Below are 13,850 nucleotides of genomic sequence, written 5' to 3'. Positions count from 1 at the left end.
AGTGGACTGTGGCGCAAAAGGCTTCGCTTCCGGACAGGGACGCGACGACGGGGCCCCACGGCACCCCAGGGGTGGTCCCGGGGGGCGCAAGGGCGGGTCGAAGACCGGACCCGGCCCCTACCGGTCCACCTCGCCCATGATGGTGTCCAGCGAGCCGAGCGTCGCCACGAGGTCCGGGACGAACTCGCCCTCGCTCATCTCCGGGAGGGCCTGCAGGTTGGAGAAGCACGGCGACCGGATCTTGAACCGGGCCGGGGTATCGGTCCCGTCGCTGCGGATGTAGATGCCGAGTTCACCCTTCGCGGCCTCGACGGCCCGGTACACCTCCGTATCCGGCTCCGGCTTGATGGTCCGGGGGACGTTAGCCTGGATCTCGCGGTCGTCCTCCGGCCAGTCGCGCAGCAGGTCGATGCACTGCTCGATGATCTTCGCCGACTCCTCCAGCTCGCGGAGCCGGACGAGGACGCGCGCGTAGTTGTCCCCGTCCGGCTCGGTGACGACGTCCCAGTCCAGCTCGGGGTAGTAGCCGTAGGGGTCGTCGCGCCGGAGGTCGTAGTCGATGCCCGACCCGCGGGCGACCGGGCCGGTGCAGCCGTACGACTTCGCGGTCTCGGGGTCGAGGTAGCCGGTGTCGACACACCGCATCTGGAAGATCTCGTTGCTGGTCATCAGGTCGTGGTACTCCTCGAGCTTCGCCGGGAGCTTCCCGAGGAACTCCAGGACGTCGTCGAAGAACTCCTCGCGGGGCTCCGGGATGTCCCAGGCGACGCCGCCCAGCCGGAGGTAGTTGAACATCATCCGCTGGCCCGTGAGGTCCTCCAGCCGGTTGAGCACCGTCTCGCGGTCCTGCATCGCGTACATGAAGATGGCGGTGAACTCGCCGAAGATGTCCAGCGCGTACGTCCCGATGGCGATGAAGTGGTTGGCCAGCCGGGAGAGTTCGGCCCCCATCGTCCGGACGACCTGCGCGTAGTCGGGCACCTCGATGCCCGCGAGGTCCTCCGCGGTCCGGGCGTACGCCCACTCGTTCAGCAGCCCGGAGGAGAGCCAGTCCCACCGGTCCGGGTACGGCATGATCTGGTGCCGGTACGTTCCCTGCTGGCACATCTGCTCCTCGCAGCGGTGGATGTAGCCGATGTCCGGCTCGACGTCGGCGACCGTCTCGCCGTCCAGCGTCACGCCGAGGTGGAGGACGCCGTGTGTGGAGGGGTGGTGCGGGCCGATGTTGAGGAACATCGTGTCGCCCGCGCGCTGGTCGTCCTGCAGGGGGTTCGCGTGCTCGCGGAGCGTGACGACCTGGGGTTGCTCACGGTCGTAGTCCTCGCGGAGTGGGTGGCCCTGCCAGGTCTCGGGCAGGAGGATGCGCCGGAGGTCCGGGTGGTCGTCGTACTCGATGCCGAACAGGTCGTACGCCTCGCGCTCGTGCCAGTCGGCGGTGTCGAAGACGGCCGCGCCGGACTGGCTGACCGGCCCATCGTGGCGCGTCGGCACCACCAGCGCCGTCTCGAACGTCGGGTCCTCGTAGCTCCGGAGGTGGTAGATGGTCTCGAAGCGGTCGTCGTACTCCTGGGCGGTGACGCAGGCGCAGTGGTCGAAGCCGGCGTCCTGCAGCCGCGCGAGGGCGTCGGCGACCGCGTCGGCCCGGACGACGAACGCCTCGCAGTTGCGGTGCATCTCGCGCCCGACGGCCTGCTCGCCCAGCGCCTCGGCGGCGACGGCCGCCGGGCCGTGGTCGGCGGCTGTGGCCGGTTCCCGGGACGGTTCGGTCGTGGTGGACTGGAGGGCTCCCCCCGACTCTCGCTGCATGGTGGAGGGGTCAGTCCGGACCCCCGAGGTCCTTGACGCGAATGCACTAGTGTCCTCAAGTGAGCCCAGGGAACCCGCCACTCTCATGCCGTGACCGCCCCTACGGCCGGTAGTGACGACCGTCCTGTTGCTCCGGCACGGGGAGACGACATGGAACCGCGAGGGACGCATGCAGGGGTGGGCGCCGACACCCCTGACCGAGCGCGGTCGCGAGCAGGCCCGCCGGGCCGGCGCCGCCATCGCCGAGGCGTACGCGGTCGACCGCATCGTCGCCTCGGACCTCCGCCGGACGCGGGAGACGACCGCCGAACTGCTGGCGAGCCTCGACGTCGAGCCCTCGTTCGACGGCCGGTGGCGCGAGCGCTCCTTCGGCGACCTCCAGGGCCTCACCGTGGAGGAGGTGTTCGAGGGACATCCCGAGTACTCGCTGCTCGCGTCCGGGACGGCGGCCATGGAGGCGACCCCACCGGGCGGGGAGTCGCTTGTCGACGCCCGCGAGCGCGTCATCGACGGCTGGGAGGCGCTCCTCGCCGACGCCGGGCCCGACGAGACGGTGCTGGTCGTGAGCCACGGCGGACCGCTGTTCATCCTGCTCGCGCACGTCCGCGGACAGAACTTCGAGACCGCGATGGGCGAGGGCTGGCCGGAGAACACCGCCCTCGCCGAACTCCGCGTCCACCGCAGCGGTGCCGGGACGACGGTCGAGGTGGTCCGGGACGCCGCGCCGCTGCACGAGCCCCTCCCACAGCACGACGACCGACACCCGGCCGGACGTGACGGAGAGGGCGACGGCGGGGCGGCCACCGACGCCGACGACGCGGCCCTGGAGACGACCGCCGCGGTCGAGGAGCGGGTGGCCGCCAGCGAGGACGCGCCGGCCGACGACGGCCGAGCGAGCGAGACGGAAGGGGAATAGGGGAACCCGCCCCAGGGCATGGTATGACCACGGCCGTCGTCGTCCGGCACGGACAGACCGACTGGAACAGCGAGGGTCGGATGCAGGGCTGGGCGCCGGTGCCGCTGAACGAGCGGGGCCGCGAGCAGGCCGTCGCCGCGGGCGAGTACCTCGCCGGGGAGTACGACGTCGACCGGGCGGTCTGTTCGGACCTCCTGCGGACGCGAGAGACCGCCGCGCGCCTCTGTGACCCGCTCGGCCTCGACCCGGCCGGCGAGCGCGTCGAGTACACGCGGGCCTGGCGCGAGCGCGACCTCGGGGTCTACCAGGGACTCACCTACGCCGACATATACGAGCGGTTCCCGGAGTTCGGGCTGGGCGAGGCCGCGGTGCGGGCCGCCTCGGAGACACCCGAGGGCGGCGAGTCGCTGCTGGCCCTGCGCGAGCGCGTGCTGACGGGGTGGGCCGACCTGCTCGACGCGGCCGACGGCGACGAGACGGTGCTGGTCGTCACGCACGGTGGCCCCATCCACCTCCTGCTGGGCCACGTCAAGGCCCTCGACGTGCGCGAGGCCTTCCTCGAGCACTCGATGGCCAACTGTGGCATCACCGTGCTGGAGCACCCGCCCGAGGCATCGGTCGCGGACACGGCCGAGGCCGTCGCGGTGGTCGACGAGAACGTGACCGAGTGGGCCGGATGAGGCGGCTCAGTCCGCCGCCCCGTCGCGCCGGTCGGGCGCGGGTTTCCCGAGCCACTCCTCGTAGAAGGCGTCGATATCGGGGTCGAACGCCCGCTTGACCGGGTAGGTCGCGGGCACCGCGTCGACGTCGACCTGCGCGAAGCAGCCGGGACAGAACCACTCGCGGAGCTGGAACGTCCACTCCGGGTGCGGGGTCTGGTGCTGCGGGTAGATCTCCTCCATCTCCTCGACGTCCTCGCGGACCCGGACGCGGGCGTGCTCCTTCCAGTGCTCGTCGAGGTCGCAGAAGTCGTGGCCGCACTCACACCGCACCCGTCGGCCGTCGTCGGTGCCGACGGCGTACAGCTTGTCGTTCAGCGGGACGAGAACGGGGTCGTCCCAGCCGACCTTCGACTGGATGATCTCCCGAGTAGTCTCGAAGCGCTGCCCGTCCTTCGGATCCGGGAGCACGTCGTTGCGGAGTTCATCCCAGGGGAGTTCACCCTCGATGAGCTTCGCGATCTGCTGGCGGTCCGTCTCCTCCTGGCTGCCGTGTTCCGTCATTATCCGAGCCCTCCTTTGGTACCCCAGAACGCTTCGAACTCCTCGGCGAACGCCTCCGAGATGTCGAACACCTCCTCGTACATCGTGGCGACCTGATCGCTCACGTCGGCCTCGGCCACGCGCTGTCGCTCCTGGTCGAAGAACTCGTCGTAGGTCATCGATTCGGCGTCACGACGCTCGCGGATGCGCTCGCGTGCCTCGTCGGTCGCGTCCTCGTCGATCTCGAAGTCGAGCGTGTCCTCGTCGAACTCGCCGACGACGCCGTAGACGTCCTCGACGGTCCCGGGCGAGAAGATCTGGTCCTCGACGTCCTCGACGACCTTCTCGACGGGGCGGTCCAGCGGGTCACCCCAGCCGGGACCGCCACCCATCTGGAAGTGGACGAGGTCGTAGTTGTCGAACTGCTTGGGGAAGTAGGTGCCCCGCTCCGTGCGGACGATGTCGCCGTCGATGTCCTCCTCGAAGGTCCCGGGCGGCGTATCGCCGACCGGGTACGGCTCCTCCTGCCGCGCCCGCGCCTGCAGGTCCGTATCGTGTGCGCGGACGGCGTACTTCGTCGACCCCGGATAGCCGCCGCTCATGCCGGCGACGGAGAACGTCACGTCCGGCTGGGCCGTCTTCAGCAGCGACGCCTCGTCGTTGCCCATGAACGTCATGACGCCCTCCCAGCCGGAGCCGCCGCGGTACTTGCCGTGGCCGGCCGAATCGGTCTTGACCTGCCGGGAGAGGTACTGCGTGCCCCACTGGGTGAGCTCCCACTCCTCGATGTCGCCCATGTCGGACTCTGGATTCCACATCGCGTACCCCCAGTCGAGACCGTCCCGGACCGCCGAGGCGCCGAGCCCCTGGCAGGAGAGGTCGAACGGGCCGATGGGGTAGTAGTCGCCCACCTCGTCCGGGATGAGCTGGGCCATCGACTCCATCAGCGTCCCGCCGCCCTGCAGGGTGTCCGAGGTCTCGGAGTAGCCGGTGACGACCTCCTCGCGGAAGCCCCGCGAGAAGAAGCCCTGCGAGACGTTCTGCCAGACCGACTGGAACGTCGGCATGATGGTCCCCCACGGCGCGTGGAACGACAGCTGCGGGTCGTCCGGGTTCGTGATCGAGCCCTCGGGGAAGTTGGTATCGAGGGCGATGTGGCTCCCGTCGTTGACCTTCCCGTCGTGGAGCAGGCACTGGGTCATCGACACCCACAGCCCGCCGGTCATCGACCCCTCGGCCGCGTTGAACGAGTGGTCGCCCTGCGGGCTGGCGCCCTCCATGTCGACGGACATGGTCCCGTCCGTCTCCACCTCCATCTCGACGGGCAGGTGGATGAGGTGGTCGCGCTGCTGTTCGGGCTTCCAGCCCTCCTCCTCGAACGGCATCGCCGCGAACGACGTGCTCTGGTAGGTCCCGGGGAACAGGCGCTCCTGCACGCGGGACTCCATCGTCTGGCGCCCCTCCTCGACGGCCTCGCGGGTGAACTGCTTGAACGTCTCGGCCCCCACGTCGTCGATGATGTCGTGGACAGCCTCGCGGATCATGTGACAGCCCGCGATGCGGCACTTCTCGTCGAGGTCCCAGTACTGCGGGGTTCGGGTGGAGCGCTCGCCCCGCACCTTCCAGTCCTGGAAGCGCTCGTCGTCCTTGCCGACCTTCTCGCAGGTGGCGTAGATGCCGTCCTCGAACCGGCGGGTGTGGACCGGACTGGTGTGGCCCGCCGACATCCCGCCGATGTCGATCTCGTGGGTGACGCCGTCGGCCCACGCCACCAGCTCGCCGTCGTGGAAGATGGGGACGATGGTGTGGACGTCCGTGGTGTGGACGTTGCCGAGGTCGTTGTCGTTGTTGCAGAAGATGTCGCCGGGCTCGATGCCGCGGTCGTGCTCGTAGTCCTGCTCGATCATCCACTTGATGGCGAGCGAGCCGGTGTGGACGTGGACGATGATGCCCGTGGAGACGGCGATGGAATCACCCTCGGGCGTGTAGATCTGGAAGCACAGCTCCCCGATCTCGCGGACGATGGGTGACGCCGAGACGTGCAGGGCGGTCTCGCGGGCGCTGACGAGTGCGCCCCGGAGCCGGGAGTAGAGCCGCTCGTACTCGAAGCGGGACTCCTCTTTCATCTCCAGGCGCTCGAGCCCGCGGTAACGGCCAGTCTCCTCGGTCAGCGCCTCTGTCTCGCGGAGCATCTCCTGCAGGGACCTGCCGTCCCAGCCGATCTCGTCGCCGTCCTCCCTGACGCGTCGTTTCTCGCCCGCGACGCGCTCGTTCTCGATGCTCATCGTCGCCTCCGTGGGGGTATCCCCCGGGTCCGTGTCGGTACGTGGTGGTCGCTCGTGGTCATGTCTCTGTGAGGTGGTAGATGCGGTTCTCGTCCAGTTCGGCCTCGAAGCCGGGCGGGACGAGGATGGTCGTGGCCGGTGCCTCGACGACGGCGCCGCCCCGGACGACGTTGCCGGGGGCCAGCTGGCGCATCTGCCAGAGGTCCGCGGTGTGCCAGTCGCCGTCCCAGTAGATGTCCCGTTGGCCCTTGTGGGCGCCCTCGTCGGGCGTCTCGCCCTGCAGCGGCTCCTCGGGCACGTCGGGTTTGGCCGAGGGGCCGACGCCGACGCCGATGGCCATCGTGATCTGGTAGCCGTTCTCCGGCGACTTCGCCGCGCGCTGGAACACCTGGTCGAACTTCGCCTCGTAGTCCTCGATGACGGCCCGGAGGTCCTCGCCGCCGAAGCCGCCCGCCAGCTGTTCGTCGCCGATGGCGACCTCCAGGTCGTCGAGCATCCCGAGGTACTGGATGCGGAGCGCGGGCTGGAACGCCACGTCCTCGGCGTCGACGCCGTCGCGCTCGAACGCCGTGACGGCCTCCTCCTCCAGCGCGTCCAGCGTCTGCTGTATCTCGGCGGCGACCATCGCGTCGTTCGAGAAGTCCGGCTGCAGGATGGCGTCTATCTGCTGGTCGTACCGGTAGGCGGCGTCCGCACAGGCACAGCCGAACGCCGAGAACGCCGCGGCCCACTGCGGGATGATGACGTCCTGGAAGTCCAGGTTGCGCGTGTACCCCGCGGCGTGGAGCGGCCCGCCGCCGCCGTAGGAGATGAGGGTGTAGTTCTCGGGCGAGTAGCCCAGCCCGAGGATGAGGCCCCGCAGCTCGTTGGACATGTCGCGCTCGACGATGTCGAGCACGCCGCGGGCCGTCTCGTGGACGTCCTCGTCCAGCGGCCCGGCGACCTGCTCCTCCAGCGCCGCCTCGGCGGCGTCCAGCGACAGCGGGATGTCGCCGCCGAGGAACGAGTCCGGGTTCAGGTAGCCCAGCAGGAGCGTACAGTCCGTCACCGTCGGCGTGGTCACGTCGGCATCCTGGTTGGAGACGCCGACGAGGTACCCGGCCGAGTCCGGGCCGACCTCGATGCGGTCCGAGGTCCGGTCGACCCGGACGTACGAGCCGGTGCCGCTCCCGATGGTGTCCATCGCCGTCATCGGGATGTTCACCATGAACTGCGCGAGGCTCTGGTCCCAGCGGGTGGGGTAGTGACCCTCGGTGATGAGGCCGACGTCGAAGCTCGTGCCGCCCACGTCCGAGCAGACGAGGTTGTCGATGTCGAGGTGGTCGGCCATGAACTCGCCGCCGAAGATGCCGCCGATGGGGCCCGACAGCATCGTGTCGACGAGCCAGTCGTGGTCGGGTGCGATGGTGCCACCCGAGGAGGTGAGAACCCGGGTCGGTGCCTCCGCACCGAGGTCCTGGAACCCGTCGCGGACGTTGTAGAGCTGCTCGCGCGACGGTTCGGCGGCGTAGGCCTCGATGACCAGCGAGTTCATCCGCGGCACCTCGCCGCGGACGGGTTTCTGTTCGCTGGAGAGCCAGACCGGCACCGCCTCGCCGCGCTCGGCCATCACCTCCTCGGCGATGTCCTTGACCTGCTGCTCGTGGGCGTCGTTGAGGTAGGCGTAGACGAGACAGACACAGATGACGCGGACGCCGCGGTCGAGCAGGTCGTGGATGGCCTCGCGGGCCTCGTCCTCGTACAGCGGGATGGTCGGGATGCCGGACATGTTCATCCGGCCCCGGACCCCCCGGATGTTCTCGCGGGGCACGAGCGGGTCGGGGTGCTCGTGCTCGCGGGCGTGGAGCCGGCCCGCGTAGGAGCGGTCGGCCCACGACTGGATGCCCCGGCCGAACCGGAGCTGGTCCTCCATCCCGCCGTTCGTCACGAGGCCGATGTTGCCCTCGCCCTCGCGTTCGAGCAGGCGGTTCAGCATCGCGGTGCCGGAGTAGACGATGCCCTCCAGCGCGCTCGCCCCGGCGCCGGGGTCGACACCCCAGTTGCCGAGCGCGTCGCCGAAGGAGTTCCGCGTGCAGACGGACTCGTCGTCGGGTGTCGTCTGGGCCTTCCCGACGGTGTAGTTGGCCTCGTCGTCGACGACGAAGGTGTCCGTCATCGTCCCACCGGTGTCCATCGCCAGGAGACGCGGGTCGTGCTCGTCCCCGGAGTCGGTACTCATCCGTCCCTCCGCCGTGTGCGTTGGTGTGGCACGGTGGGTCCCCGGTGCGGGGGTGGCAATATATAACTAGGCCCTCGGTGACACGGCTCACGTTTACGTACCACGTGGGACCTCGCGACATCCACGCCCCGTCCATCGATTCGATCGTTCCTTCAGTACCACTCCATTAAATCTATAAATTCAAGAATAATCAGATAATTTCTGGACTAATCCTGAAAGCTAGGTGGAGAACGGAGATGTCGTCGCGGACGCCACCGGGTGACACGAGTGGCCGCGAGCGCTTATCCGGCGCCCGCGCCACCGGTCGTGCATGAGCGACAGCGACCCGGAGGTCACGGCCGAGCTGCCGGACGCCCCGTTCCACACGACCGGCACCGACCACATCACCATCTGGGGTTCGAACGAGGCGGACACCCTGGCGTTCTACCGGGACCTGCTCGGCATGCCGCTGGTCCTCCGGCAGCCGAACCTCGACGACCCCTCGCAGACACACCTGTTCTTCGACACCGGCGACGGCCGCATCCTCACCGTCTTCGTCGGCGACCGAGCGTCGAACCAGGGCGGGCAGCGGACGGGGACCGGCGGGGTCCACCACCTCTGCTTCTCGCTGGACCCGGCCCGCTACGAGGAGGTCATGGCCGCGCTCGACGACGCCGGCAAGCGGTACAACGTGTTCGACCGCGGCATCTTCCACTCGCTGTACACCACCGACAACAACGGGCTCGTCATCGAGCTGTCGGCGGACAAGTACGACATCCCCGACGACCGCCGCGGCGAGGTGCTGGCGACGGCACAGCGGCTCCGCGTCGCGGACGGCGCCGACTACGCGAAGGACGAGCATCTCGCGGCGGCCATCGAGGAACTGGGGCTCGACGTGAAACAGTACGACCTGCCGGAGGCCGAGAGCGGCGTCGGCGGCGTGGAGTGAGTCACCCCGGAGCGCCGGTGCGTTGATACCGTCCCGGGTGGCAGGCCCAGAGGATGGCACCGCTCGCGCCGCTCCCGCTCCAGGCCGTCCCGCTCCCGGTCGCTGCCATCTTCGGGGGCATCGGTCTCGTTCTCGTCGGCCTCGCGCTCCGCGAGGTCTGGCTGGCCGTCCGCTACCGCTCGCGCCGGCCGACGCCCGTCGGTGACCTCTCCGAGGCCTCGGGGACGATCTCGGTCACCGGCATCGCCCGCCGGGCCGACGACCTCGTGACGGCGCCCATCACGCGCCGGGACTGTCTCGCGTACGGCTGGCGGGTGACGGACCTCCGCACGGTTCGGGGGTTCGACGGCTCCATCGAGACGCGCACCAGCGAGGTGGGCCGGGGTCGCGACTCCGTACCGTTCGTCGTCGAGGACGAGACCGGTAGCGTCCGCGTCGACCCCGAGGGAGCGGAGTTCCGGCTCGCGGAGGAGTGGGTGGCCGACCCCGAGGGCGACCCGGTCGACCGCGCGGACGTGCTCGCCGGGCTCGGCTCGCTGGGCGGCGAGGCCCGCGCCCGCCGGTACTACGAGTCACGGCTGGACGAGGGGGAGACGGTGACCGTCCGCGGGCGCGTGACGACCGACGACTCGCTGGCCGCCAGTCGACTCGGCGTCCGCATCACAGGTGGCGGTATCGTCGTCGAGGACGCCACGCCCGGCGCCGCCGCCCGGCGCGCGGTGCGGCGCGCGCTCTACTCGGGGCTCTCGGGGCTGTTCATGCTGGTCGTGCTGGCGTTCCTGCTCGGCTGGCTCCCCTGATTCGGGCGAGCCGGTCAGCAGACGGGCTTCGGGTTGACGCCCATCCCCTCCAGCGTCGAGAAGTAGTCTTCGTAGGCCGCACCGATGACCTCGTTCGCGGCGGCCTCGGCCAGCTCCCAGTCGTCGTCATCGTCGGCGAGGGCGTCCAGCGCGTCCACGGCGTCGGCGAGGTGGTCCTCGAGGTCGCTCCCGAGGCCCCGGAACGTGCTCGCGGTCCCCGGGTCGGCCTGGCCCGTGAAGAAGCCGGTCGCCTGCGAGCGGTGCGCCTTCGCGACGAGGGTCCGGCCGACGAACGCGCCCAGCCGCTCGATGCCCGTCTCGGCGCTCCCCATCGCGGCGTACAGGTCCGGCGCCTCGCCCGGTTCGTGGGCGTCGAGTTCGCCCGCGACCGTATCGTAGGCGTCCTGCTCGGCCTCGGCCGCCGCCCCGAAGAGGTCGGCCGCGTCGTCGGCCGCCGCCCAGCCCTCGTACGTCTCGGCGGCGGCGGCGTGGTCGTCGGCCATCGCCGTCAGCACGGCGTCGGGCTCCATCTCGCCCGCCGTAAGCGCGTACAGCGCCTTCGAGGAGCCCAGCCGGGAGAGCTCGGTCTTGTTCGCCTCGCGAACGGCCGGCACGAAGTCCTCCGGTGTCATGGGCGGCCGTTCGACGGCCGGCCGTTTATGCTGGTCGGTCGTCGCAGTCGGTGCCCAGGTTCCAGGTCGGCAGCAGGGTGGCCCGAATCCCCGTTTCTGAGAATCTGCTACCCGATATATCGCCGTCCGGCGCGTCGATCTAGCCGTGATGACCACCACCGCAGCAACCACCCCGACCGAGCGCTCCATCCGGCTTCCCGCGCTCCGCATGCCCTTCGGGCTCTGGGGCGTCATGGCGGGCCTCGCCGTCGCCAACGGCATCTTCCGCGAACTCGTCCTCATCCCCCGCATCGGCGAGTATCCCGGCCACCTCCTCAGCACCGGGCTGCTCGTCGGCGCCATCCTCGCCGTCTCGGCGCTGTACTTCACCCGGAGCCGGACCGACTACACGCCGGCCGAGCTGGCCGTCGTCGGCGTCGGCTGGACCCTCATGACGGTTGGCTTCGAGTTCCTCGTCGGCTACGCCGAGGGGACGCCCGTCAGCGTCACGCTGGACCAGTACGACCTGCTCGCCGGGCAGGTGTGGATCGCCGTGCCGCTGACGCTGCTGGTCGCGCCGTACCTGTTCGGTCGGCTCCTGCGGGACTGAGCCCCGCGGTGGGGTCCTCCACCGCCGCCTCGCGGCCGGCCGCCCGACGAAGAGGGTTATAGTCACGCGCGACGTACCCGAAGGTATGGACTGGAAGACCGACTGGGGACTGCGGGGGCGCATGTTCCTGACGATGTTCCTGCTGTTCGCCCTCTACATCGTCTTCATCGGCGTTCTCGCGGCCCTCGACGTCGGCCTGTTCGCCATCGTCGGGTTCATGGCACTGTTCTCGCTCGGGCAGTTCTTCTTCAGCGACAAACTGGCGCTGTACTCGATGGGCGCGAAGGAGGTGAGCGAGGAGGAGTACCCCGAACTGCACGCGATGGTGACCCGGCTCTCACAGCAGGCCGACCTCCCGAAGCCGAAGGTCGCGGTGGCCGACTCTCGAGTGCCCAACGCCTTCGCGACGGGACGCTCGCAGAAATCCAGCGCCGTCGCCGTCACGACCGGCCTCATGCGCCGCCTCGACGAGGAGGAACTGGAGGGCGTGATGGCCCACGAACTCGCGCACATCAAGAACCGCGACGTGATGGTGATGACCATCGCCTCGTTCCTCTCGACCATCGCGTTCCTCGTGGTCCGCTTCGGCTGGTGGTTCGGCGGCGGCCGGAACCGCAACGGCGGCGTCTTCGTCGCCATCTTCGCGTCGCTGATCGTCTGGATCGTTTCCTTCCTCCTCATCCGGGCGCTCTCGCGCTACCGCGAGTTCGCCGCCGACCGCGGCGGCGCGGCCATCACCGGCAAGCCCGCAGCGCTCGCCTCGGCGCTGCTGACCATCGACGGCTCGATGGACCAGGTGCCCAAAGAGGACCTCCGCGACCAGTCGGAGATGAACGCGTTCTTCATCATCCCCATCCGCTCGGGCGTGGTCGGGCGGCTGTTCAGCACGCACCCATCGACCGAGAAGCGTGTCGAGGCGCTCCGGGAGCTGGAACGGGAGATGGAGACGTAGGTCGGCGCTGCCGACCGGCCCGCACCGGACGGTTGAAGCGCCAGGCGCGGCTATCGGGTGAGCAAGATGGGACTCCTCGATACGCTCCGCGAGGCACTGGGGATGCGCGCCGAGGCCGACGCCACCCGCCGCGCGAACCCGGACGACCTGTTCGGGATGTCCACCGCGTACGTGACGATGGAGGCCGACCTCGACTACCGCTCGACGGGCGACGCGGCGCTCTGTTTCTCCGGCGTCGACTCGACGGACTTCACCGCCGCCGTCCGGGCCATCGAGGACATCCTCGCCGCGGGCGAGGAGGAGACCGGCACGGCGTTCGACGTGCGCACCGACGGGAAGGGGTACGAGTGGGTCGTCCTCCACGACGACGACCCCGAAGACCTCGTGACGAGCATCCACTTCGCCGCGGACGAACTCTCCGAGCGGGGCTTCGGCTCGCGACTCCTGGCCGCCGTCTTCGCGTTCGAACCGCTGGACAGCCTCGGCGACAGCGACCACACCGCCTACTGGCTCTACTCCTTCCGCCGGGGCGCGTACTACCCGTTCGTCCCGGACCCCGACGGCAAGAAGGAGCGGCTGGGGCGGGTCGAGCGGAAACTGGAGACGGTGCTGGACGGGGAACTCGAGGTGGAAGCCGAGAAGGAGTACTGGTACCCGCTGTGGCCCCAGTCGGGACGACATCCGTGGGAGTGAGCCGGCACCAGACAGTTGCCGGCGGGTCGCGGGGACGACAGTATGCGCCGTCGCCACGCGCTCGCGTGTCTCGCGGGCGGACTGGCGGGACTCGCCGGTTGCAGCGTCCACGGAGAGAGTGACACGGACTCACCGACCGGCGCCACGCCCGGAGCAGCCGACGCCACCAGGCCACGGCTCGCGCTCCGGAGTGCCAGGGTACAGGAGGCCGTGTTCACCTTCGATACCGGAACTCCGGGGCTGCTCCGGGAGCCCGGAAGTCAGTACCTCGTGGTCCAGCTCGCGCGAGGGGAGGCGCGAACGCTGTCGCCGACGATCTACGTGGACGGACGACCCGTCCCCGACGATCGGGTCCGGCGGCTGGTCCGTCCCGTCGGGGGTGACGAGCGGTTCGTCGCGCGCGTGCCGGTCCAGCCGGTCGAGCGGGCGTCGGTCGCGGTCCGTGGTGAGCGGATTCCGATCCCGCTCGGGACGGCAGCGGCCCTCGCGAACCGGCCCCGGTTCCGACTCCGGGACGTGACCGTCACCGCCCGGGGCGACGGTTCGGCCATCGAGGTGACCGTCGCCAACGAGGGCGACCGTGAGGGGGTCTGGCGGGCGGTCGTCGTTCCGTGGAGCGTCGCCGACGGCGGCGAGCCGTTCGAACTGTGCGTTCCGGTCACGGGCGAGCGGACGGGGACGGTCGCGCTCGTCGACCAGCCACCCGGGGACGTGACGGTCACAAGCGAGGTGTCGCCGGACGCCCGGGGCATCGCGTACCGGGTCGACGCGGCCACGGGGACCCCGACCGGGTCGTGACCCCCGGACCGCCGCGTTCAATAGGACGGCT

The 13,850-nt window shown here is 70.0% G+C and carries 14 protein-coding genes; 9 read left to right on the top strand and 5 right to left on the bottom strand.

Features of this window, described 5'->3' with window-relative positions; all coding sequences use genetic code 11:
* Positions 1-117 precede the first annotated feature (117 nt).
* Entirely contained in the window at positions 118-1,806 is a 1,689-nt protein-coding gene (locus tag P2T62_RS04210; RefSeq protein ID WP_276260239.1) for an NADH-quinone oxidoreductase subunit D, read from the bottom strand.
* 112 nt (positions 1,807-1,918) lie between these two features.
* On the opposite strand from P2T62_RS04210, the gene P2T62_RS04205 reads away from it, so the two are divergent.
* Positions 1,919-2,722 carry a histidine phosphatase family protein gene (locus tag P2T62_RS04205; RefSeq protein WP_276260238.1) on the top strand — a complete coding sequence of 268 codons (804 nt, stop codon included), beginning with the start codon at positions 1,919-1,921 and terminating at the stop codon, positions 2,720-2,722.
* A gap of 23 nt (positions 2,723-2,745) precedes the next feature.
* Positions 2,746-3,402 carry a histidine phosphatase family protein gene (locus tag P2T62_RS04200; protein ID WP_276260237.1) on the top strand — a complete coding sequence of 219 codons (657 nt, stop codon included), beginning with the start codon at positions 2,746-2,748 and terminating at the stop codon, positions 3,400-3,402.
* A 6-nt stretch (positions 3,403-3,408) separates the two neighbouring features.
* Here P2T62_RS04200 and P2T62_RS04195 read toward each other — a convergent pair whose 3' ends face one another.
* The 3 genes from P2T62_RS04195 to P2T62_RS04185 are packed head-to-tail and all read right to left on the bottom strand — an operon-like array spanning position 3,409 to position 8,427.
* Complete coding sequence (locus P2T62_RS04195) at positions 3,409-3,945, bottom strand: acetone carboxylase subunit gamma (RefSeq protein ID WP_276260236.1); 537 nt, start codon at positions 3,943-3,945, stop codon at positions 3,409-3,411.
* A complete protein-coding gene (locus tag P2T62_RS04190; protein ID WP_276260235.1) occupies positions 3,945-6,209 on the bottom strand; it encodes a hydantoinase B/oxoprolinase family protein in 2,265 nt (754 codons plus the stop codon). The genes P2T62_RS04195 and P2T62_RS04190 overlap by 1 nt, the downstream gene beginning before the upstream one ends.
* A gap of 58 nt (positions 6,210-6,267) precedes the next feature.
* Entirely contained in the window at positions 6,268-8,427 is a 2,160-nt protein-coding gene (locus P2T62_RS04185) for a hydantoinase/oxoprolinase family protein (protein ID WP_276260234.1), read from the bottom strand.
* A 310-nt stretch (positions 8,428-8,737) separates the two neighbouring features.
* Here P2T62_RS04185 and P2T62_RS04180 point away from each other — a divergent pair, with 310 nt between their 5' ends.
* Positions 8,738-9,355 (top strand): VOC family protein, encoded by a 618-nt coding sequence (locus P2T62_RS04180; protein ID WP_276260233.1) that lies wholly within the window; start codon positions 8,738-8,740, stop codon positions 9,353-9,355.
* Between the two features lie 53 nt (positions 9,356-9,408).
* Complete coding sequence (locus tag P2T62_RS04175) at positions 9,409-10,155, top strand: GIDE domain-containing protein (protein WP_276260232.1); 747 nt, start codon at positions 9,409-9,411, stop codon at positions 10,153-10,155.
* A gap of 14 nt (positions 10,156-10,169) precedes the next feature.
* Here P2T62_RS04175 and P2T62_RS04170 read toward each other — a convergent pair whose 3' ends face one another.
* Positions 10,170-10,769 carry a rubrerythrin family protein gene (locus P2T62_RS04170; RefSeq protein WP_420028431.1) on the bottom strand — a complete coding sequence of 200 codons (600 nt, stop codon included), beginning with the start codon at positions 10,767-10,769 and terminating at the stop codon, positions 10,170-10,172.
* On the opposite strand from P2T62_RS04170, the gene P2T62_RS23410 reads away from it, so the two are divergent.
* The 5 genes from P2T62_RS23410 to P2T62_RS04150 all read left to right on the top strand — a co-directional run bounded on the left by P2T62_RS23410 (position 10,657) and on the right by P2T62_RS04150 (position 13,819).
* Entirely contained in the window at positions 10,657-10,887 is a 231-nt protein-coding gene (locus P2T62_RS23410; protein WP_420028430.1) for a hypothetical protein, read from the top strand. The two genes, P2T62_RS04170 and P2T62_RS23410, sit on opposite strands and share 113 nt — an antisense overlap.
* Positions 10,888-10,935: 48 nt before the next feature.
* Positions 10,936-11,376 carry a hypothetical protein gene (locus P2T62_RS04165; RefSeq protein ID WP_276260230.1) on the top strand — a complete coding sequence of 147 codons (441 nt, stop codon included), beginning with the start codon at positions 10,936-10,938 and terminating at the stop codon, positions 11,374-11,376.
* Positions 11,377-11,461: 85 nt separating this feature from the next.
* Entirely contained in the window at positions 11,462-12,328 is an 867-nt protein-coding gene (htpX, locus tag P2T62_RS04160; RefSeq protein WP_276260229.1) for a zinc metalloprotease HtpX, read from the top strand.
* A 66-nt stretch (positions 12,329-12,394) separates the two neighbouring features.
* A complete protein-coding gene (gene pspAB, locus P2T62_RS04155) occupies positions 12,395-13,021 on the top strand; it encodes a PspA-associated protein PspAB (protein ID WP_276260228.1) in 627 nt (208 codons plus the stop codon).
* Positions 13,022-13,063: 42 nt separating this feature from the next.
* The gene (locus P2T62_RS04150) at positions 13,064-13,819 is read left to right on the top strand and encodes a hypothetical protein (protein WP_276260227.1); all 756 of its coding nucleotides are present in this window, start codon (positions 13,064-13,066) and stop codon (positions 13,817-13,819) included.
* The last annotated feature ends 31 nt before the right edge of the window (positions 13,820-13,850 follow it).

This window comes from Haloglomus litoreum (assembly GCF_029338515.1).
Classification (GTDB): Archaea; Halobacteriota; Halobacteria; order Halobacteriales; family Haloarculaceae; genus Haloglomus; species Haloglomus litoreum.
The sequence above is the reverse complement of the archived record's forward strand: the minus strand, read 5'-3'. Positions and strand labels throughout refer to the sequence as shown.

Bases quoted from the DNA above. Each gene is read 5' to 3' on its own strand.
- P2T62_RS04210 (WP_276260239.1), bottom strand. From the start codon at position 1,806: ATGCAGCGAGAGTCGGGGGGAGCCCTCCAGTCCACCACGACCGAACCG.
- P2T62_RS04200 (WP_276260237.1), top strand. From the start codon at position 2,746: ATGACCACGGCCGTCGTCGTCCGGCACGGACAGACCGACTGGAACAGC.
- P2T62_RS04195 (WP_276260236.1), bottom strand. From the start codon at position 3,945: ATGACGGAACACGGCAGCCAGGAGGAGACGGACCGCCAGCAGATCGCG.
- P2T62_RS04190 (WP_276260235.1), bottom strand. From the start codon at position 6,209: ATGAGCATCGAGAACGAGCGCGTCGCGGGCGAGAAACGACGCGTCAGG.
- P2T62_RS04185 (WP_276260234.1), bottom strand. From the start codon at position 8,427: ATGAGTACCGACTCCGGGGACGAGCACGACCCGCGTCTCCTGGCGATG.
- P2T62_RS04180 (WP_276260233.1), top strand. From the start codon at position 8,738: ATGAGCGACAGCGACCCGGAGGTCACGGCCGAGCTGCCGGACGCCCCG.
- P2T62_RS04175 (WP_276260232.1), top strand. From the start codon at position 9,409: ATGGCACCGCTCGCGCCGCTCCCGCTCCAGGCCGTCCCGCTCCCGGTC.
- P2T62_RS04165 (WP_276260230.1), top strand. From the start codon at position 10,936: ATGACCACCACCGCAGCAACCACCCCGACCGAGCGCTCCATCCGGCTT.
- htpX (WP_276260229.1), top strand. From the start codon at position 11,462: ATGGACTGGAAGACCGACTGGGGACTGCGGGGGCGCATGTTCCTGACG.
- pspAB (WP_276260228.1), top strand. From the start codon at position 12,395: ATGGGACTCCTCGATACGCTCCGCGAGGCACTGGGGATGCGCGCCGAG.
- P2T62_RS04150 (WP_276260227.1), top strand. From the start codon at position 13,064: ATGCGCCGTCGCCACGCGCTCGCGTGTCTCGCGGGCGGACTGGCGGGA.